The sequence below is a fragment of the Microbacterium candidum genome (assembly GCF_030315975.1).
GTDB lineage: Bacteria > Actinomycetota > Actinomycetes > Actinomycetales > Microbacteriaceae > Microbacterium > Microbacterium candidum.
Genome location: NZ_JASXSZ010000006.1, coordinates 220,202 through 240,349 on the forward strand (window position 1 = coordinate 220,202; position 20,148 = coordinate 240,349).

General features: G+C 70.5%; 16 protein-coding genes. 9 read left to right on the forward strand and 7 right to left on the reverse strand.

What is annotated here, in order from left to right:
* Positions 1-5 precede the first annotated feature (5 nt).
* Together QSV35_RS17435 and QSV35_RS17440 are read right to left on the reverse strand one after the other, a co-directional pair.
* On the reverse strand, positions 6-1,919 hold the full coding sequence (locus QSV35_RS17435; RefSeq protein WP_286290117.1) for an anthranilate synthase family protein: 1,914 nt from the start codon (positions 1,917-1,919) through the stop codon (positions 6-8).
* Positions 1,920-2,094: 175 nt separating this feature from the next.
* The gene (locus tag QSV35_RS17440) at positions 2,095-3,330 is read right to left on the reverse strand and encodes a low temperature requirement protein A (RefSeq protein ID WP_286290119.1); all 1,236 of its coding nucleotides are present in this window, start codon (positions 3,328-3,330) and stop codon (positions 2,095-2,097) included.
* Positions 3,331-3,419: 89 nt separating this feature from the next.
* Between QSV35_RS17440 and ispG the strand changes: the two genes are divergently transcribed.
* Positions 3,420-4,550: a flavodoxin-dependent (E)-4-hydroxy-3-methylbut-2-enyl-diphosphate synthase gene (gene ispG / locus QSV35_RS17445; RefSeq protein WP_286290291.1), complete on the forward strand. Its 1,131-nt coding sequence runs from the start codon at positions 3,420-3,422 to the stop codon at positions 4,548-4,550.
* Complete coding sequence (locus tag QSV35_RS17450; RefSeq protein WP_286290120.1) at positions 4,547-5,401, forward strand: alanyl-tRNA editing protein; 855 nt, start codon at positions 4,547-4,549, stop codon at positions 5,399-5,401. Before ispG ends, QSV35_RS17450 begins: the two co-directional genes overlap by 4 nt.
* 20 nt (positions 5,402-5,421) lie before the next feature.
* On the opposite strand, the gene pcp is transcribed toward QSV35_RS17450, so the two are convergent.
* A complete protein-coding gene (gene pcp, locus QSV35_RS17455; protein ID WP_286290122.1) occupies positions 5,422-6,057 on the reverse strand; it encodes a pyroglutamyl-peptidase I in 636 nt (211 codons plus the stop codon).
* A 150-nt stretch (positions 6,058-6,207) separates the two neighbouring features.
* On the opposite strand from pcp, the gene QSV35_RS17460 reads away from it, so the two are divergent.
* Complete coding sequence (locus QSV35_RS17460; protein ID WP_286290123.1) at positions 6,208-6,789, forward strand: hypothetical protein; 582 nt, start codon at positions 6,208-6,210, stop codon at positions 6,787-6,789.
* A 145-nt stretch (positions 6,790-6,934) separates the two neighbouring features.
* Here QSV35_RS17460 and QSV35_RS17465 read toward each other — a convergent pair whose 3' ends face one another.
* Complete coding sequence (locus QSV35_RS17465; RefSeq protein ID WP_286290124.1) at positions 6,935-8,356, reverse strand: RNB domain-containing ribonuclease; 1,422 nt, start codon at positions 8,354-8,356, stop codon at positions 6,935-6,937.
* Between the two features lie 42 nt (positions 8,357-8,398).
* Here QSV35_RS17465 and QSV35_RS17470 point away from each other — a divergent pair, with 42 nt between their 5' ends.
* From QSV35_RS17470 to QSV35_RS17480, 3 genes are all read left to right on the forward strand, one after another.
* A complete protein-coding gene (locus QSV35_RS17470; RefSeq protein ID WP_286290126.1) occupies positions 8,399-9,184 on the forward strand; it encodes an isocitrate lyase/PEP mutase family protein in 786 nt (261 codons plus the stop codon).
* A 42-nt stretch (positions 9,185-9,226) separates the two neighbouring features.
* A complete protein-coding gene (locus QSV35_RS17475) occupies positions 9,227-10,981 on the forward strand; it encodes a proline--tRNA ligase (protein WP_286290128.1) in 1,755 nt (584 codons plus the stop codon).
* 362 nt (positions 10,982-11,343) lie between these two features.
* Positions 11,344-12,375 carry an LOG family protein gene (locus QSV35_RS17480; RefSeq protein WP_286290129.1) on the forward strand — a complete coding sequence of 344 codons (1,032 nt, stop codon included), beginning with the start codon at positions 11,344-11,346 and terminating at the stop codon, positions 12,373-12,375.
* Positions 12,376-12,390: 15 nt separating this feature from the next.
* On the opposite strand, the gene QSV35_RS17485 is transcribed toward QSV35_RS17480, so the two are convergent.
* The 3 genes from QSV35_RS17485 to QSV35_RS17495 all read right to left on the reverse strand — a co-directional run bounded on the left by QSV35_RS17485 (position 12,391) and on the right by QSV35_RS17495 (position 15,805).
* Complete coding sequence (locus QSV35_RS17485; protein ID WP_286290131.1) at positions 12,391-14,019, reverse strand: S53 family peptidase; 1,629 nt, start codon at positions 14,017-14,019, stop codon at positions 12,391-12,393.
* An 85-nt stretch (positions 14,020-14,104) separates the two neighbouring features.
* Positions 14,105-15,208: a glycosyltransferase gene (locus QSV35_RS17490; protein ID WP_286290133.1), complete on the reverse strand. Its 1,104-nt coding sequence runs from the start codon at positions 15,206-15,208 to the stop codon at positions 14,105-14,107.
* A 15-nt stretch (positions 15,209-15,223) separates the two neighbouring features.
* Positions 15,224-15,805 carry a TetR/AcrR family transcriptional regulator gene (locus tag QSV35_RS17495; protein ID WP_286290135.1) on the reverse strand — a complete coding sequence of 194 codons (582 nt, stop codon included), beginning with the start codon at positions 15,803-15,805 and terminating at the stop codon, positions 15,224-15,226.
* 158 nt (positions 15,806-15,963) lie between these two features.
* Here QSV35_RS17495 and nusA point away from each other — a divergent pair, with 158 nt between their 5' ends.
* The 3 genes from nusA (at position 15,964) to infB (ending at position 20,101) form a co-directional block, all read left to right on the forward strand.
* The gene (nusA, locus tag QSV35_RS17500) at positions 15,964-16,953 is read left to right on the forward strand and encodes a transcription termination factor NusA (RefSeq protein ID WP_286290136.1); all 990 of its coding nucleotides are present in this window, start codon (positions 15,964-15,966) and stop codon (positions 16,951-16,953) included.
* A 38-nt stretch (positions 16,954-16,991) separates the two neighbouring features.
* Complete coding sequence (locus QSV35_RS17505) at positions 16,992-17,264, forward strand: YlxR family protein (protein WP_286290137.1); 273 nt, start codon at positions 16,992-16,994, stop codon at positions 17,262-17,264.
* An 80-nt stretch (positions 17,265-17,344) separates the two neighbouring features.
* Positions 17,345-20,101: a translation initiation factor IF-2 gene (gene infB / locus QSV35_RS17510; protein ID WP_286290292.1), complete on the forward strand. Its 2,757-nt coding sequence runs from the start codon at positions 17,345-17,347 to the stop codon at positions 20,099-20,101.
* Positions 20,102-20,148 lie beyond the last annotated feature (47 nt).

The window sequence follows — 20,148 nt, forward strand, 5'->3', positions numbered from 1 at the left end:
CCGGCTCAGGCCAGCGCGTGGGCGGTGAGCCGCTCCAGGGTCGTCATGCCGTCACGCGACAGGATCGACTCGAGGTGGCCCTGCACCGAGGCGAACCCCGGTCCCCGGAGGGCATAGACGTCGCCGGTCGCGTCGGCGGCCACCTCTGCCTCCCCGACCTGGGTCGTGCCCGGGGAGACGCGCGCCGTGAAGGTGTTGTAGAAGCCGATGGATGCCGGTATCCCGAAGACGTCCACGGTCTTCTGCAGGCCCTGGTGCGGCGCGTCCAGCGGAGCCAGGTCGATGCCGAACGAGTCAGCGAGGATCTGGTGGCTGAGGCACACGGCCAGCAGCGGGGCGCCCGCCGAACGACGACGCGCCACGACCTCGCGCATGCGACGGATGCGGGCACTCGACGAATCGCGGGGGTCGCCGGGGCCCGGCCCCGCGACGACCAGGTCGACCGCATCGATGTCGGCATCGGCGACCTCCGCCCACGGGGCGATCCGGACGTCGAGACCGAGATGGCGCAGCTGATGGGCGAGCATCGTCGTGAATCGATCCTCCGCGTCGACCACGAGCGCCGTGCGGCCTGCGAACGGGCCGGAGCCGTCGGCATCCTGCGGGTTGAGCCAGAAGGCGGCCAGCCTGGCGTTGCGCGAGGCCAGCAGTCGGGCGATCTCCGGGTCGTCGCCGAGGAGCGCGCGGTGGCCGCTCGGTGCGTCCTCGTCGAGCTCCGCCTCATGCCGCTCCGCGGCGGTGTCACGCGCGACGGCGCCGATCGCGCCGAGGACGCCCGCCGCCTTGCCGTGGGTTTCGCCGACTTCGCCGTACGGGTCGGAGTGGCGCACGAGCGTCGCTCCGACGGGAACACGCAGGCGCCCGTCGACGAGATATGCCGTGCGGATGAGGATCGGGGCGTCGAGATCATGGGTCGGCTCGCCGACGGCCAGCGTGTCACGCGGGGTGAACAGCGCGGCGACCCCCGAGTAATAGCCGCGCGGGCTCGTCTCGTGCCGCGCGATGACGGTGCACGCGTTCTGCATCGGCGAGCCGGTGACGGTCGGGGCGAACATCGTCTCGCGCAGGATGTCGCGCGGGTCGAGTCGGCTGCGACCGCGCAGCATGTACTCGGTGTGGGTGAGGCGCGACATCTCCTTGAGATGCGGGCCCGTGATGCGGCCGCCGTCCGAGCAGACGGCGCTCATCATCTTGAGCTCCTCGTCGACGACCATGAAGAGCTCCTCGGTCTCCTTGGTCGATTCCAGGAACTCCGTCAGCGTCTCGGCCGTCGCGCCCCCCGCGGGGTGGCGGAACGTGCCGGAGATCGGGTTCATCGTGACGACGCCGTCGCGTGCGCTGACATGGGCTTCGGGGCTCGCGCCGACGGCGATGTGACCGGGTGTGATGACCGCGAATGTCCAGTACGCGCCGCGCTCGTGCTCGAGGAGCGCCCGGAACCACGTCAGGGCGGCGACGCGGGGGTCCGCATCCACCCCCGCCGTGAAGTCGCGGCGGATGACGAAGTTCGCGCCCTCGCCGCGGCCGATCTCGTCCGCGATGACACGGCGGACGATCTCGGCGTACTCCTCGTCGCCGATGTCGAATCCGGGATCGGCGAGCGGGATGGGCGCCGTCGGGAGCTGGGCGAGGACCTCCACGCGGGGGAGGGATACATGCGACGACACGACGAGGCACCGCAGCGGCGCAGCGTCGTCGTGACTGGCGAAACCGCGCTCGCGGACCTGGCGGTACGGCACGAGCGCGAGCACTTCGCGCGGAGTCCCCGCGGTTTCCGAGCTCGTCGAGGGGTCGATGAGGGGGATGTCGGCGAGGAGCTCGACATCGACGACGTCGCCGGTGAGGAGCTCGACGGTGTCGGGGTCGCGCGCGATCAGGGCGAAGGGGGCGTCGCTCGCGACGAGATCAGTGAGGGTCAACGTCTCTTCCGTTCGTGCTCGGATCTCGGAGCGGCCGCCCAAACGACAAGACCGCCCCGGGGGCGGTCTGTGTCAAATGGTTCGCGAACACACCGCCTAGGAGGCGGGCCACCAGGAACGGTTCGCGGGCATGCGGTCACGATATCAGGTGGGGGATGCCGATGCCCGCCGTGTGTCATCGCGCCCGCGCGCGCTCCAGCATCGCCGGGATGTGCCGCCACCCTCCCGCCTCGTAGCCGACCACGATGACCGCGGGGGAGCCTGCGACGAGGACGAGCCCGACGCCGAGGGAGGCTCCGAGCTGGACCGCGACCACCGCGATGGCGAGCATGACTGCGCATCCTGCGAACATCCAGAAGTGGAACGGATCGACCTCGCGCGACATCAGCGAGTAGATGAGGAAGAGCGCGAACTCGAACACGAGGACGGGGATCGCGACCGTCCACATCGCGAAGACCGGGGCGACGTCGCCGTGATGCGCGATCGCCTGGGCAGCGACGTGGAGCCCGGCGCCGACGGCCACGACGGACGCGAAGACGAAGAAGTGCAGGTAGCCGAACGAGAACGGGCGCGGTCTCGGCAGCGCGAGGAGGTCGGCGAACGGCGTCAGGAAGTACGTCCACCAGAGGCCGAAGACGAGCGCCGTGCCGCCGAAGGCGAGGAGGGCGGCCTCGAGACTCCAGCCGAACTCCTGGACGCCGGCGGAGATCGCGAGGATCGTCCCGAGCACGACCTCGCCGAGGGTGATGATGACCAGCAGGCCGTAGCGCTCCGCGATGTGGTGCGGGTTCCACGGGGTCCCGTTCGTCTTGCGTTCGGCGTACTTCGGGCCGAGCAGCTCGATGAGGACGCCGATCAGCAGGATCGCGATCGTCGGCCACAGCGGCAGGTCGACGATGACGATCGCGACCCAGAACACCTGCGCGAGGGCGATGTACTTCGCGTAGGCGAGGGCGGTGGCCCGGTGCGTGGGATCGTGTTTGGCCGCCCGTAGCCACAGTGCGATCGCGGCGACGCGCATGATGACGTAGCCGGCGACGAGGACGTGGTTGTCCAGGACCTTGCCCGCGTCGATCGAGACGAACACCGCCGGCACGCCGAGGGCGAGGATCAGGACGCCGATCATCTCGACGAGCGTCGCGATCCGGAAGAAGATGTCGTCGTTGTCGTACGCGGAGGCGAGCCACGAATAGTTGACCCAGGGGAGCATCGCGGCGAAGACGGTGAAGACGAACGCGATGATGGCCGTCCGCACGTGCCCGGCCTCGAGGTACTGCGCGGTCTGCGCCGAGACCTGGCTGAACGCCACGACGAACGTGAGGTCGAACAGCAGCTCGAGCGGGGTGGATGCGCGGTGCGCCTCGTGCGGATCGCGCCCCGTCATGCGCCCCAGGCTGTGGCTCAGGCTCATGCTGGAAAGGTACCGGGGATGCGGGCGATCAGGGCGGCACGGGGCGTGCGGGCCGTAGGCTGGGGAGCGTGCCAGCAGTGAATCTCGGGATGCCCCGCGTGCCGGAGGTGCTCGCGCCTCGGCGCAAGAGCCGTCAGATCAAGGTCGGGAAGGTGCTCGTCGGCGGGGATGCGCCTGTCAGCGTGCAGTCGATGACGACGACGCCCACGACGAACATCAATGCGACGCTTCAGCAGATCGCCGAGCTCACCGCCTCCGGGTGCGAGATCGTGCGCGTCGCGGTGCCCTCGCAGGACGACGCGGACGCTCTGCCCGCCATCGCCCACAAGAGCCAGATCCCGGTGATCGCCGACATCCACTTCCAGCCCCGCTATATCTACGCGGCGATCGACGCCGGATGCGCCGCGGTGCGCGTGAACCCCGGGAACATCCGCGAGTTCGACGGCAACGTGGGCGAGATCGCGAAGGCGGCGAAGGATGCGGGCGTGTCTCTGCGCATCGGCGTGAACGCCGGCTCGCTCGACAAGCGGCTGTTGGAGAAGTACGGCAAGGCGACCCCGGAGGCGCTCGTGGAGAGCGCCGTATGGGAGGCATCCCTCTTCGAGGAGCACGACTTCCACGACTTCAAGATCTCGGTCAAGCACAACGACCCGATCGTCATGGTGAAGGCCTACCGGATGCTCGCCGAGCGCGGCGACTGGCCGCTCCACCTCGGGGTCACCGAGGCCGGGCCGGCGTTCCAGGGGACGATCAAGAGCGCGACGGCGTTCGGCATCCTGCTCGCGGAGGGCATCGGCGACACCATCCGTGTGTCGTTGTCCGCGCCGCCCGCGGAGGAGGTCAAGGTCGGTCACCAGATCCTGCAGTCGCTGAACCTCCGTGAGCGCAAGCTCGAGATCGTCTCGTGCCCGTCGTGCGGGCGCGCGCAGGTCGACGTCTACACGCTGGCCGACTCCGTCACCGAGGGGCTCAAGGACATGACCGTCCCGCTGCGCGTCGCGGTCATGGGCTGCGTCGTCAACGGCCCGGGCGAGGCCCGCGAGGCCGATCTCGGCGTCGCGTCGGGCAACGGCAAGGGCCAGATCTTCGTCAAGGGCCAGGTCATCAAGACGGTCCCCGAGTCGGAGATCGTCGCGACCCTCATCGAGGAGGCGAACCGCCTCGCCGACGAGATGGGTCCTGACGCGAAGCCCGGCACCGCTCAGGTCGTGACCGCGTGACCGCGGCGACCGTCGTCACGTTCCCGTCCGGGGCCGTGACCGGGTCCGGCACGGTCGTGCGCGTGGAGGGTGATGTCGTGGTGCTGGATGCCACGCCGTTCCACCCGGTCGATCACACCTGGCCGGACCAGCCGGGGGATGCGGGCGTCCTGCGTTCGTCGTCCGGGTCGGCTGCGGTGTCCGATACCCTGATGGCCGCCGTCTCCGACGATGGATCCTTCGCCGTCGGCGCCGACATCCCGGTCAAGCGCGGCGGTCAGGGGTGGACGTGGCTCGTCGGGCATCGTCTGGCCGATGCTGCTCCCGCATGGCTGATCCCCGGCGTCGTTGTGGAAGCCGACGTCGATGCGCCCCTGCGCGGCGGTCTCTCGCGCGGTCACACCGCGTGCCACTTGGCATCCCTCGCCCTGGACGCCGCGCTCGCTGACCTCTGGCGCAAGGAGATCCGGGTCGACCCGCTCGGCAACCCGGACTTCGAGGGGCTGGCGAATCAGTCGAGCCGCATCCATGCCGACGGCAGCGTCGACGAGTACCGGCTCGGCAAGAGCCTGCGGAAGGCGGGCTTCGATTCGGAGGGCTTCGCCGCGTCGGTCGCCGAGCGTCAGGCTCGCATCAACGAGCTGCTCGCAGGATGGGTCGCATCGGCTGCGGCGAGCCGCATCGACGTCGAAGGCCCGACGATCGTCGACCGCCGCACGTGGCGCTGCGACCTGCCGGAGGGCGAGGTCGGGTTCCTCTGCGGCGGCACGCACGTGGCATCCCTCGCCGAATTCGCCTCGATCACCGTGTCGTTGGACCTCTCCGACCCGCAGCTGCTCGTGATGACCACGACGGCGGTGCCGGCTCAGTAGTCGCACGCTGTCGGCGCGCGTCAGCTGATGGCGCCGCCCGGGACGGCCACGTCGTGAGCGGTGTCCAGGCTGGTGCGGATCGCGACCTCGAGCGCCGCGACGATCGTCTCGAGCGGCAGCTCGGGCTCGCCGTGCGGCGCCTGCCCCTCGGCCCAGGGAACGTGGATGAACCCGGCACGGCGACCGTGGTCGGCGGCCCAGGCGCCCGCGTGCACGAGCACGTGGTTGCACACATACGATCCGGCGGAGAGCGACGACTCGATCGGGATGCCGAGGTCCGCCGCATCCCGCACGATCGCCTTGACGGGCAGGGTCGCGAACACCGCCGCGGGACCGCCAGGGAGCGAGGGCACGTCGACAGGCTGGTCGCCGGAGTTGTCCGGGATGCGGGCGTCGATGAGGTTGATCCCCACCCGCTCCACCGAGACCTTGGAGCGGCCGCCGGCGAGGCCGACGCAGATGACGATGTCGGGGTCGTGCGCGGCGAGCTGATCCGCGAGCCGGGACGCGGCGCCGGCGAAGGTCACTGGCAGCACGTCGACGACGAGTCGCTCGGGGCCCGCCCAACGCGAGGCGACCGATAGGACCGCGTCTCCTGATGGGTTGACGGCGTCCGACCCGAAGGGCTCGAACCCGGTGAGCAGCACCGTCCTCATGATTCGACCTTACGGTGGGTCGGGGCTCCCGCTCTGCACACGCGTACATCACGTGATGTTCATGATGTGCCCCACTGCTCAGTCTTCCTAGGGTCGGGGTGAAGGCGACTTCCGCCTTCGCGCGTCTATCGCCCAAGGGGGGCCACACTCATGTCCGACAAGCCCGTCACCGTCGCCGTCGCCACGTATGCCGACCGCGACTCGGCCATCAAGGATTACGAGGCGATCCGCCACGTCAAGCGTGGGGGCCAGATCGATCACCTCGCGATCGCGGTGGTGGAGAAGGATGCCGACGGCCAGCTGAAGATCGACCGGCACGACACGTCGGCGCACCACCTCGCGTGGGGCGGCGCGGTCCTCGGCGCGACGCTCGCCGTCTTCGTGCCCGTCATCGGGTTCACGACGCTCGTGGGCACCGCGACCTCCGCGGGTGTCCTTGCGGGTGCCGGCGGCATCATCGGCCACTTCCACCGGAACATCCCGAAGGCCACCATCGAGGAGATGGACAAGGTGCTCCAGTCGGGTGCTGCCGGTCTCGTCGTCGTCGCCGTCAACCCGAAGGGCGCCGACATCGACGCGCTGCTGGCGGGCGCCGTGAAGAAGGTCGTGACGAACGAGGTCGCGAACGACAAGGATGCGACCGTCAGCGCGCTCGAGGCCGCATTCGAGGCGACCGATGTCCCCGACGACGCTCCTGCGGACGCCGCCGAGACCACCGACGCGACGGCCTGATCGCATCGCCGCGGCGGGGCCCGGGTTCCAGCGGGACGGGGCTGGCCACCCGCGTCGGCGTGATCGCATCGCCGCGCCGAAGCCGGTGTGCCTCCTGAACGGGGATGCACACCGGCTTCGGCGCGTCTGTGGCGCCGAGCGGCGGTCAGGGCGCCGAGAACTCCACGGACCCGGTCGCGATGTCCGCCGACAGCAGCGTGACGGTGATCTCGGTGCCTGCGGCGACGGCCGCCCCGACTCGACAGGACGCGGTCACGACCGGATCCGTCAGCTGCACGCGCGCCTTCCCTTCGAACACCTCGAGGACGACCGCCGTCAACCGCTGGCCGACGCGGTCGCGCAGGAGCGCCGCTTCGACCCGGTTGAGTGAGCCGGAGGACAGGCGCGATGAGCGGTCCGACGACTCGCGCATGAGCGCCGGGACGGATCCGAGCGAGTCCCGCGCCCACGACGGCACGTCGGAGCCGCTCGATACCGCGGCGCACACGACGAGGCCCCAGCGGTCGACGAGCCGGCGCAGCGGCGCCGTGACGTGCGCATAGGGGGCGGCGACCGCCGCCTGGGTGGTCTCACCAGGGAGCTCGCCGTCGAAGGCGAGGTACCCCGCCCCGCGGAAGAGGGATGCCGCGGCCTGCAGCACCGCGAGCGTCTGCGGATCTTCGCGGTCGAGGCCGCGCAGGTAGTCTCCGTACCGCTGCCCGTCCGGCCAGGGCAGCCCCAGCGCGACGGTGCGCACCCGGAACGCGGACTCCGCGTCCGCGCTGGGCGCAGGCATCGTGCGCAGGATCCCGACCTTCGCATCCAGCATGAGGGATGCCGCGGCCATCCCGGTCAGCAGAGACAGCTGGGCGTTCCAGTCCTCGATCGGCAGCGGTCGGCGGCGCTCGATCCGGTACCCGCCGGAGGAATCGCGGACGATCTCCTCGTCCGGCAGATTGAGGCTCGCACCGCCCCGCAGCTTCTCCTGTTCGACCCGAACCCGCCCGATCTCGGGGAGCAGCGCGGCGGGTGAATCGGACCCGGCATCCAGCGCCGCCTGCGTCGACGGGTAGTCGAGCTGCACCCGCGAACGCACCAAGGCCCGCTCGACGCGGTGCGACGTCGAGACTCCGGACGCGTCGAGGTCGAACGTCCACACGAACGCGGGCCGGTCGACGCCCGGGAGCAGCGACGCCTTGTCTTCGCTGAGGGAGACGGGATGCAGCGGCACCGACCCGTCGGCGCCGTAGAGCGTCTGGCCGCGGCGGCGGGCCTCGGCATCCACCGCGCCGTCCGGCGCGACGAATCCCGGGACATCCGCGATCGCGTATCGCACCCGCCACCCCGACCCGTTCCGCTCGAGCTGGAACGCCTGATCGAGATCCTTCGAACCTGCAGGGTCGAGGGTCGCGAACGGGATGTCGCGCAGATCGACGTCGGGCGGGGCGTCTGTCGCCGCCTGCGCCTCGGCGAGCACGTCGGCCGGGAAGGAGTCGGGGATGCTGAGGGAGACCCGCAGCGCTGCGAGCGACGCCGCCAGGGATCCATCGGAGGTGGACGGGGTCAGATGAGCGCGGCGCGTGGGCACAAGCCCAACCTAGAGCGGCCGCATCCCGTTAGCGTGGATCGGGTGAGCACCACCTCTGAGAACACCGCTGAGAAGGCGCAGACCCTCGCGGGCCTGTACGCCGCCCCCGCCATCCTCCGTCTCGTGAACGTCTGGGACGTCGTGTCCGCCCGGGCGGTCGCCGCCCTGCCGGAGACGACCGCCATCGCGACGGCCGGTCATTCCATCGCCTCTTCGTTCGGCTACCCCGACGGCCAGATCCCGCGCGACCTCATGCTCGACATGGTCGGACGCATCGCCTCCGCGGTCGACCTCCCGGTCACGGCAGACCTCGACGACGGCTACGACGACGCCGGCGAGACCACCCGCCGTGCGATCGGCGTCGGCGTCGTCGGCGCGAATGTCGAAGACCGCATCCGTCCGCTCGCCGAGTCGGTGGCCCGCGTCGAGGCCATCGTCCGCGCGGGGGAGGCCGAAGGCGTCCCGTTCGTCCTCAACGCACGCACGGATGCGTTCGTGCGCGCTCGCGACCGGGCCTTGGACGAGTCGCTGGCGGACGCGATCGAGCGCGGCCGCGCGTATCTGGATGCGGGCGCCACCGCTGTGTTCGTCCCCGGCATCCTGAACGAAGACCTGACGCGCGCGCTCGTGGCGGGCATCGGCCACGGCAAGGTGAGCGTCATCGGATTCCCCGGCGCGCTGACCTCGACGGAATACGAAGCGCTCGGCGTCGCCCGCATCTCATACGGGCCGCTGCCGCAGCGGGTCGCGCTGACGGCGCTCCAGGATGTCGCGACGAGCATCTACGCAGGCGGGGTCATCCCGGAGGGCACGCGCGCGCTGAACTGACGCATGAAAATGGCGGTCACCGCGCGTCAATAGACTTGACGCGTGGTGACCCGTCTCTCGAACTTCTTCCTCCGCACGCTCCGCGAAGACCCCGCCGACGCAGAGGTCACGAGCCACAAGCTGCTCGTGCGCGCCGGCTACATCCGCCGCCAGGCCCCGGGCATCTTCGCCTGGCTGCCGCTGGGCCTGCGCGTCAAGGGGCGGCTCGAGACGATCATCCGCGAGGAGATGACGGCGGCGGGCGCCCAGGAGGTCCACTTCCCGGCGCTCATGCCGCGCGATCCGTACGAGGCCACCGGCCGGTGGGAGGAGTACGGCGACGGGATCTTCCGCCTCAAGGACCGCAAGGATGCCGACTACCTCCTCGCACCGACGCACGAGGAGGCGTTCACCCTGCTCGTGAAGGACCTGTACTCGTCGTACAAGGACCTTCCGCTGACGATCTACCAGATCCAGGACAAATACCGCGACGAGGCGCGTCCCCGCGCCGGCCTCCTGCGCGGCCGCGAGTTCACGATGAAGGACGCCTACTCGTTCGACTCGTCGGACGCCGGCCTCGACGCGAGCTACATGGCCCAGCGCGACGCGTATGAGCGGATCTTCCAGCGCCTCGGTCTCGAATACGTGATCGTGCAGGCGGACGCGGGCGCCATGGGCGGCTCGCGCAGCGAGGAGTTCCTGCACCCCACCGCCGTCGGCGAGGACACGTTCGTGCGTTCGGCGGGCGGCTACGCCGCCAACGTCGAGGCGTTCACGACGGTCGCGCCCGAGCCGATCGCCTTCGACGGGCTCCCGGCCCCCGTGATCTTCGACTCACCCAACACGCCGACGATCGACACGCTCGTCGCGCACACCAACGCCGTTCTCGAGGGCGAGTACGGCGCGGGGGACACCCTGAAGAACGTCGTCCTCGCGCTCACACACCTCGACGGCACGCGCGAGCTCGTGATCGTCGGCGTCCCCGGCGACCGCGAGGTCGACGACAAGCGCGTCGAGGTCGCGTTCGCGCCCGCCGAGGTGGAGCCCGCCACCGCGGACGATTTCGAGAACAACCCGCTGCTCGTCAAGGGCTACATCGGTCCGTGGTCCGAGACCGGCGCGCTCCTCGGCGAGGAGTCGGCGACCGGCATCCGCTACTTCCTCGACCCGCGCGTCGTCGACGGCTCGAGCTGGATCACCGGCGCCAACATCGACGAGAAGCATGTGCACTCGCTCGTCGCGGGCCGCGACTTCGCCGCCGACGGCTTCGTCGAGGTCGCGAGCGTCCGCGAGGGCGACCCGGCGCCGGACGGCTCCGGCCCCGTCACGCTCGCGCGCGGCATGGAGATCGGCCATGTCTTCCAGCTCGGCCGCAAATACGCCGAGGCGCTCGGGCTCAAGGTCCTCGACGAGAACGGCAAGCAGGTCACCGTCACAATGGGCTCGTACGGCATCGGCGTGACCCGCATCCTCGCGATCATCGCGGAGCTGAACAACGACGACAAGGGCCTCATCTGGCCGGCGTCCGTCGCGCCGTTCGACGTGCACGTCATCGCGACGGGCAAGGACGCGGTGGCCTTCGAGCTCGCCGAGTCGCTCTCCGCCGAGCTCGAGCAGTCGGGCCTCGACGTCCTCTACGACGACCGGGCGAAGGTCTCGCCCGGCGTGAAGTTCGCGGACGCCGAGCTCGTGGGCGTGCCTCAGATCGTCATCGTCGGCCGCGCCGCCGCCGACGGCCAGGTCGAACTGTGGGACCGCCGCTCCGGCGACCGCGAGGTCGTCACGGTCGCCGAGGCCGTGGAGCGCCTCAGCCGCTGAGCGCGACGCCGCCACGGATCAGGACATGTCGGGCGCGACGACGGATATGTCGCCGCCTCTCCGAATGTCCTGATCCGTGCCGCATGCGTCGTCACAGGGCGAGCGCGGTACCCGCCACGGCGCGGCCTGTTCGCCACTCGTGCCGGCGTGCGCGCACGATCTCGAGGATGAGAGCCGCGACGCGCGGCCAGTCATGCACGACGTCGCGATATGTGAGCCTGAGCACAGGACATGCGGCGGGCGGACGACATATCCCGCACGAGCCGCACCATGTCCTGAACCGCGGCGTGGGCGACAAGAGTGGGCGGCGCGCAGCACCGTCCGTTCACCTTCCGGTGGGGGATTGGTGCCAGGGTGGGGACATGACCGAGACCGATCCGCTCGCCGCCCGCATCGACGGGCTGATGGATGCCGAGGGCATCCGCTCGAACCGCAGCCTGGTGCGCCGCATCCTCACCACAGGCGTCGAACTGGGCCGCGACGGGACCGATCGGCTCGACCTCAAGATCACGGCCGCCGCCGTCGAGGAGATGCGCAGCGCCTTCCGGCTGTTCGCCCCCTGGGACGGCGCTCCGAAGGTGACGGTCTTCGGCTCGGCACGCACGAAGGAGCACGACCCCCTCTATGCCCAGGCGGAGCAGGTTGCGGCATCCCTCGCCCAGCAGGGCTGGATGGTGGTGACGGGTGCGGGCCCCGGCATCATGCAGGCGGCCGCCGAGGGCGCGGGGCCGGAGCTGTCGATCGGCGTGTCCATCCGCCTGCCGTTCGAGGAGAAGCCCAACCCGATCGTGGCGGCAGACCCGAACCACGTGTCGATGAAGTACTTCTTCACGCGCAAGCTCATGCTGATGAAGGAGTCGCGCGGTTTCGTGAGCCTGCCCGGCGGGTTCGGCACGCTCGACGAGACGTTCGAGCTGCTGACGCTGCAGCAGACCGGCAAGGCGGAGCCGGTGCCGATCGTCCTCCTCGACCGCCCCGGTGGCACCTATTGGGACGGTCTGCGCCGCTACATCGACGCCGAGCTCATCCCCGCGGGCCTGATCGCCGAGGACGACCTCGAGCGCGTCCTCATCACCGACTCGGTGGAGGCCGCGGTCGCCGAGATCACCGGGTTCTGGCGAAACTACGACTCGCTGCGGTGGGTGGGGACGACGCTCGTGATCCGGATGAAGTCGCGGCCGACGGATGCGGAGATCCTCACCCTCGACGAGCGCTTCCGCTACCTCGTGGCATCCGGTTCGATCCACCGCACCGAACCGTTGCCGCCCGAGGTCGCCGACGGCGACGCGCTCCACCTCCCGCGCATCGCGCTCACGCTCGATCAGTTCAAGGTCGGCGACTTGTTCCGGCTGATCAGCGCCGTGAACGCGCTGGCGTCGGGGCCGCGTCTCTGACGTTCATCCGGGCGCTCAGCCCTTCGGATGGTGGCCGCCGTGCTTGTGACCTCCGTGGCCCTTGCCGCCGTGGCTCCCGCCGGTCGAACCGCCGCCGGTCGAACCGCCGCCCGTGGCCGCCCCGCCGAGCACGGTCAGCAGGGAGGCTCCGACGGGGGAGCCGAGCCCGGTGCACGCATCCCATCCGGGCTTCGCGCCGAACGCGCCGTTCGAACCCGACGTGATGTCGCGGAATCCCGGCGCGGTGGCCGATCCGGTCGCGCCCGCGTAGAGCTTGGGCTGGATGAGACCCGTGCGCGTGCCGGTGGCCTGCACGAGCCGCGCGACGAGCGCGGCCCAGAGCGGAGCGACGGCGCTCGTGCCGCCGATCACGAGGTCGGACCCGTCGACGCGCACCTTGTAGCCGGTCTGCGGGTCGGCATCGCCGGCGACATCCGGGACACCGCGCCCCGTCGTCCCACCGGCGTTCGTCGGCACGCCGACAGCGCTCTGCCACGAGGGGATCGGGAAGACATCGCTCACCCCGCCGCCCGTGGCGCCGCCCGTCGACCCGTCGTTCCACACGGTCTCCGAGGAGATCGTCGACCCCGACCCGTGCAGGGTCGTGCCGCCGCACGCGAGGACGTGGGGGCTGGATGCGGGGAAGTCGGCGTGGGCCGTGGCGTCGATCGCACCGTCGCCGCTGCCGTTGTCGCCCGCGGCGGCGGTCACCGTCACACCCATGCCCGCGGCATCCACGAAGGCGCTGTCCATGGCCGTGCGCGCCTGCGCGGTCCACGCGTCCTCGCTCTGTCCCCAGCTGATGCTGATCGCGTCCGGGGTCGGCGTCGCGTGCGCCGCGGTGGTGACGGCGTCGAGGAAGCCGGCGTCCGTGTTGGGCGCGAAGTAGACGATGATGTGCGCGCCCGGCGCGAGGGCGCCGACGACTTCGATGTCGAGCAGCACTTCGCCGTCCGCGCCGTTCGGATCCTGACCGGGCACGTTGGACGCGCCGTCGACCCCGACCGCGGTCACGGTCGGCGTGGGGATGCCGAGCCCCGAGAAGTACGCGTCGAGGTCGGCCTGCGCGAAACCTCCGCCGAGCTCGATGATTGCCACGGTGCGACCGGTGCCGTCGGTGCCCGGCGGGAACTGGTACATCGCACCGACCTGCACCGGCGTGTAGCTGACTGCGGCCGCAGCCGCGGGTAAGACGCGGAAGTGCGCCTCGGCCTGCGGGCGGTCGTCGAGTCCGAGGACCGCGGTGACCCTGCCGTGCAGATCCGCGGGGAGGGACAGCGGGCCGGTGCGCTGACGGAACGTGCCGGTGCCGTCGGCAACGACCTGGAGATCGGCGCCGAACAGGCGCTGCACGACACTCGCCGTACCGCGGATGCGCATGAGCCGACCGCCGAGGTCGACGCTCACCACCTGCGCTCCCGCGGCCTCGACCGCTGCCGCGACCGCATCCGCGTCGGCTTGGTCGGCGCCGTAGAGGCGAGCGAACTCGTCGCTCGGGATCGGATGCTCCAGGACTTCGGCGGGGACCTCCGCCTTGCGCCGCAGCACGAGGGTCGCATCGATCTGCTGATCCGCGGGCACCGCGCCTTGCGCTGAGGTGCCGGCGATCGGCTCGCGTTCACTGCCGGGGAGTGGTCCGTGCATCTCGGGGCTCATACCTCCGGCCTACACCCGGGTGCGGACACTCGGAAGTCCCCTCGACGCGCTGCAGCGTCCTCGCTATGCTCGCCTACCTCGGCGCCGTCGGCAGCCGCCGTTCGAGGATCACCCGTTCCACGGCGTCCGCCGCGACACCCGCCCCGTCGACGGAGCGGAAGCGGTCGCCGATGCGCATGGCGGCGGCCCGGTACGTCTGGTCCGCGAGAACGCGCCCCGCCGACGCCGCGATGTCGTCTGCGGTGGCGGTGCGCTTGAGCAGGACGCCCGCTCCCGCGTCGGCGACCGACCTCGCGACCATGGGCTGATCGAGCAGAGGATGCATCGGCATGAGGACAAGCGGGACGCCGTGCGCCAGCGCACGGGAGGTCGTCGACAGCCCGCCGTGCCCGATCACGAGGGAAGCGTGCGGGAACAGATCGTCGTGCGGCACGCGGCCGCGGATCTCGACGTTCGGGGGAGCGACCAGCGCTTCGACGTCGAGTCCGCCGAGCGTCACGATGCCCTGCACGTCGAGACTCCCGAGCGCGCGCACGATCTCCCTGTACGCATCCGCCTGGCCGGGCAGCTCCATCGTCGACAGGCTCGCGACGACGAGCGGTGGATGCTGCGCCGTCGCGGCCGTGCCGCGTTCCGTGCTGCCCGTCCACACGGTGCCGTCGGCGGGCGCGGAGGGATCGAGCTCGGCATCGCACAGGACGAGGCGGAGGTCTGCGGCATCCCACGATCGACGCGGTCCGCGTCCCCGCAGCGCGGCCAGCATGCCCACGGGTCCGCGCGCGAGGTTCTTCGTCCAGTAGTCGAGGTAGGTGTGGAACAGGACGACCGCGCGGAAGCCCGCCTCGCGCGCCCCGCGCGCACAGCCGGCCAGGAGACAGTCGACGAGCACGACATCGGGTCGGAGCACGGCGAGCTGTCGCAGGACCGATTCCTCGAGTGCCCGGTCGCTGACGAGGCGCACCGCCTGCGCGGTGGTCTGCGCGACCGAACGGGCGACTCCCGGCGTCCAGAACCCCAGCTCGGTCAGCTCGGTGGACGGAGCGTCGAACTGCGCGGCGGTGGCGGCGTCCGCCAGCACATGCAGGTCATGCCCGCGCGCGCTCAGCTCCGTCGCGATGCGCACGAGCGGCGGGATGTTGCCGCCCCCGGCGAAGGTGATGACCGCGATGCGTGCCATGGCTCCTCCTCGAGCTCAGAGCGTGTCCAGGACGGCCTGCACGAGCCGTCGCATGCGCTGCAGCGTGCGATCCCGGGACAGAGCTCGGTCCAGCCGCAGCAGCTTGTAGCAGTACAGATCCGTCGCGACGACGAGGAGATCCGTCGCCTCGTCGCGATCGGCCGCGTCATCCAGGGCATGCGCGAACACCCGCTCCACCCAGTCGCGGTGCAGGGCCTTGCCGCCCGCCGTGACCTCGGCGGCGATGGGCTCCCAGCTCTCCTGTCCGAGCAGCAGCAGCGTCATCGTGCTCGTGCGCTCGTAGTGGTCGACGAGGGCGGCGAGCGACGCGTCCACGTCGTCCGGAGTGATCGTGCGCTCGGCGACGACCGCATCGCGGCCGAACTCGAGCCCGGCGGCGAACAGCCCATCGCGGCTGCCGAAGTTGCGCAGCACCGTCTGCACGGTCACGCCGGCCCGATCGGCGACGCGGGGGAGCGTGACCGCCGCGAGCGGGATCTCCGCGACGAGCGCCGTGAGGGCGTCGAGGATGCGGACGCGCGTCTGCGCCGCCTGTTCGGCGCGCAGGGTCATGTCGTACTCGCGAGGTGTATTCATGTCAACGCTCATTGAAACGGATTATGGATTCCATGTCAAGACCCACTCACATGGATCTGCGGTCGGCATCCTCTCAGCACTGCGCGCGCCGGCATCCGGTAATCTCGTAAGGATGCCGCGCGCCAACGCGCCGGCGAGAGCTGAATAGGGAGGCCCCGATGGACATCGATCTCGCACTTCTCAGGACGATCGAGCGTGAGAAGGAGATCCCCTTCGACGAGCTCGTCCACATCATCGAGCAGGCCATCCTGACCGCCTACGCGAAGAACTCGTCGCCCACCGGAGAACTCCCCTCGGGCGCCCGCGCGCAGCTCGACCGCAAGAGCGGTCACGTCGCGATCTTCCTCCCGCTCGTCGACGACGAGGGCGTCGTGATCGGCGAAGAGGAGCAGACCCCCGACGACTTCGGCCGCATCGCCGCCTTCGCTGCGAAGCAGGTCATCAGCCAGCGTCTGCGCGACATCGCCGACGACGCCGTGCTGGGCGAGTTCCGCGGCAAGGAGGGCGACATCGTCGCCGGCGTGGTGCAGCAGGGCCCGAACCCGCGCATGGTGCACGTCGACCTCGGCTCGGTCGAGGCTATCCTGCCCCCCGAGGAGCAGGTCCCCGGCGAGGAGTACACGCACGGCTCGCGCATCCGCGTGTACGTCACATCGGTCGCCAAGGGCACGAAGGGCCCGTCGATCACCGTGTCGCGCACGCATCCCGGGCTCGTCCGCAAGCTGTTCGCGCTCGAGGTGCCGGAGATCGCGAACGGTCTCGTCGAGATCGTGTCACTGGCCCGTGAGGCGGGTCACCGCACCAAGATCGCGGTGAAGGCGAACGACCCGTCGATCAACGCGAAGGGCGCCTGCATCGGCGAGCTCGGCCGCCGTGTCCGCGCCGTCACGGAGGAGCTCAGCGGCGAGAAGATCGACATCGTCGACTACGACCCGGAGCTCGCGAAGTTCGTCGCCAACGCGCTGTCGCCGGCGAAGGTCACCTCGAGCTTCGTGCTCGACTCGAACATCAAGGCCGTCCGGGCGCTCGTGCCCGACTACCAGCTGTCCCTCGCGATCGGCAAGGAAGGGCAGAACGCCCGTCTCGCCGCCAAGCTGACCGGCGCGAAGATCGACATCCAGCCCGACAGCGTCCTCGAGGGCGACTGAGCGTCGCGCGCGGAAGTCGCCCAGTTTCAAGGTGTAACATGGAGGCTGTACGGACGTGCGTCGGCTGTCGCACGCGTGCTCCCCGATCCTCACTCCTGCGCATCGTGCAGGTCGATGGCGCGCTCGTCGCAGACGAGCGTGCGGTTCTTCCGGGACGGGGCGCATGGGTGCATGAGACGGCGCCGTGCGTGGATGCCGCTCTGCGGCGCCGCGCGTTCGTACGAGCATTGCGTGTGTCGGGTCCCCTGGACACGCAGACCATCGAGAAACGGCTGAACGGCTATGGACACAAAGTGAACGGCTCGAAATGAGACCCGTCCGCGACTAATGGTCTGCCCTGTCCTGGGGTAGGCCCCCAGACAGGAGAACTGTGGCAAACGCAAAACCGCGCGTGCACGAGATCGCTTCCGAATTCGGCGTCGACAGCAAGGTCGCCCTCGCGAAGCTGAAGGACCTCGGCGAATTCGTCAAGGGACCTTCATCGACGATCGAGCCCCCCGTGGCTCGCAAGCTCCGCGCCGCCCTTGAAGCAGAGGGTTCGGCGAAGCCCGCCGCGACCCCCGCCGCCGGCACCCCCGGCACCGCGGCCAAGGCCGCTCCCAAGCCCGGCCCCGCGACGCCCAAGGCGCCCGCGCCCAAGGCTCCGGCACCGAAGGCCCCCGCCCCGAAGGCGACGGCCCCGGCCGCGCCCGCGGCGCAGGCTCCGGCGGCTCCCGCCGCTGCAGCGTCGTCGGCTCCGGCCGCTCCGGCCGCCCCCGCGGCGAAGGGTCCGAAGCCCGGCCCCGCCGCTGCCACGCCGGCGCCCCCGCGCCCGGGTGGCACGCCGCGTCCGGGAAACAACCCGTTCGCGTCGTCGCAGGGCATGGGCCAGCGTCCCGCCGGCCCGCGTCCGGGCAACAACCCGTTCGCGTCGTCGCAGGGCATGGGCCAGCGTCCGACGCCCGGCAACATCCCGCGTCCGCAGGCTCCGCGTCCCGGTGCCCCCCGTCCCGGCGCCCCGCGTCCCGGTGGCGCGGGTCGTCCCGGCGGCGGCGGTCGTCCCGGCGCGCCGTTCCAGCAGCGTCCCGGCGGACCCGGTCGTCCCGGCGGTGCCGGCGGCGGCTTCCAGCGTCCCGGTGCGGGCGCAGGCGCCGGTGCTCCCGGCGGCTTCGCGGGTCGTCCCGGTGGTGGTGGCGGTCGTGGCCGTGGCCCCGGTGGCGGCACCGCTGGTGCCTTCGGCAAGGGCGGCGGCAAGTCGAAGCAGCGCAAGTCGCGTCGCGCGAAGCGCCAGGAATTCGAGATGCGGTCGGCGCCGGTCGTCGGCGGCGTCAACGTCCAGAAGGGCAACGGCGAGATCATCCGGATGCGCCGCGGCGCGTCGATCGCCGACTTCGCGGACAAGCTCGAGGCCCTGCGCGGCTACACCGTGCAGCCCGGCACGCTCGTGACGATCCTCTTCAACCTCGGTGAGATGGCGACGGCGACGGAGTCGCTCGACGAGGCCACGTTCGAGGTCCTGGGCGCCGAGCTCGGCTACAAGATCCAGATGGTCTCGCCCGAGGACGAGGACAAGGAGCTCCTGGAGGGCTTCGGTCTCGACCTCGAGGCCGAGCTGGAGGCGGAGAACGAGGAAGACCTCGAGATCCGCCCGCCGGTGGTCACCGTCATGGGCCACGTCGACCACGGTAAGACGCGTCTTCTCGACGCCATCCGTCAGACGAACGTGGTCGCGGGCGAGGCCGGCGGCATCACTCAGCACATCGGTGCGTACCAGGTCTGGACCGAGCACGACGGCATCGAGCGCGCCATCACCTTCATCGACACCCCGGGCCACGAGGCGTTCACCGCCATGCGTGCGCGTGGTGCGCAGGTCACCGACATCGCGATCCTCGTGGTCGCGGCCGACGACGGCATCATGCCGCAGACGGTGGAGGCCCTGAACCACGCCCAGGCGGCGCAGGTGCCGATCGTGGTCGCGGTGAACAAGGTCGACAAGCCGGAGGCCAACCCGGCCAAGGTGCGCCAGCAGCTCACCGAGTACGGGCTGGTCGCCGAGGAGTACGGCGGCGACGTCATGTTCGTGGACGTCTCCGCCCGCCAGAACACCGGCATCCAGGAGCTCCTCGACGCCGTCCTGCTGACGGCCGACGCGGGCCTGGACCTCACGGCCAACCCGAACAAGGACGCCCGCGGTGTCGCGATCGAGGCCAAGCTCGACAAGGGCCGCGGTTCGGTCGCCACGGTGCTGATCCAGTCCGGAACGCTGCGCGTCGGCGACGCGATCGTCGCGGGCACGGCCTACGGCCGCGTGCGCGCGATGATTGACGAGAACGGCGACCCGGTCGACGAGGCATACCCCTCGCGTCCGGTGCAGGTGCAGGGCCTCAACTCGGTGCCGCGCGCCGGCGACACGTTCATCGTGACCGAGGAGGACCGTACGGCCCGCCAGATCGCGGAGAAGCGCGAGGCCGCCGAGCGCAACGCCCAGCTGGCCAAGGCCCGCAAGCGCATCTCGCTCGAGGACTTCACGCGCGCTCTCGAGGAGGGCAAGGTCGAGTCGCTCAACCTCATCATCAAGGGCGACGTGTCCGGTGCCGTCGAGGCGCTGGAGGAGTCGCTCCTCAAGATCGAGGTCGACGATTCGGTCCAGCTGCGCATCATCCACCGCGGTGTCGGCGCGATCACCGAGTCGGACATCAACCTGGCGACGATCGACAACGCGATCGTCATCGGCTTCAACGTCCGCCCCGACACGAAGGCGCGCGAGCGCGCTTCGCGCGAGGGTGTGGACGTCCGGTTCTACTCGGTCATCTACAACGCGATCGACGACGTCGAGCAGTCGCTCAAGGGTCTGCTCAAGCCGGAGTACGAAGAGGTCCAGTCGGGTGTCGCCGAGATCCGCGAGGTGTTCCGCTCCTCGAAGTTCGGCAACATCGCCGGTGTCATCGTCCGCTCGGGCACGATCACGCGCAACGCCAAGGCGCGCGTCATCCGCGACGGCGTGGTCATCGCCGATGGCCTGGCGATCGAGTCGCTGCGTCGCTTCAAGGACGACGTCACCGAGGTCCGCACGGACTTCGAAGCCGGTATCGGCCTCGGCAAGTACAACGACATCCAGGTGGGCGACGAGATCGAGACCACTGAGATGGTCGAGAAGCCTCGCGGCTGAATGTGATTCGTGGGGGGGGGTGCACAGGGGGCCCCCCCACGGCAGAA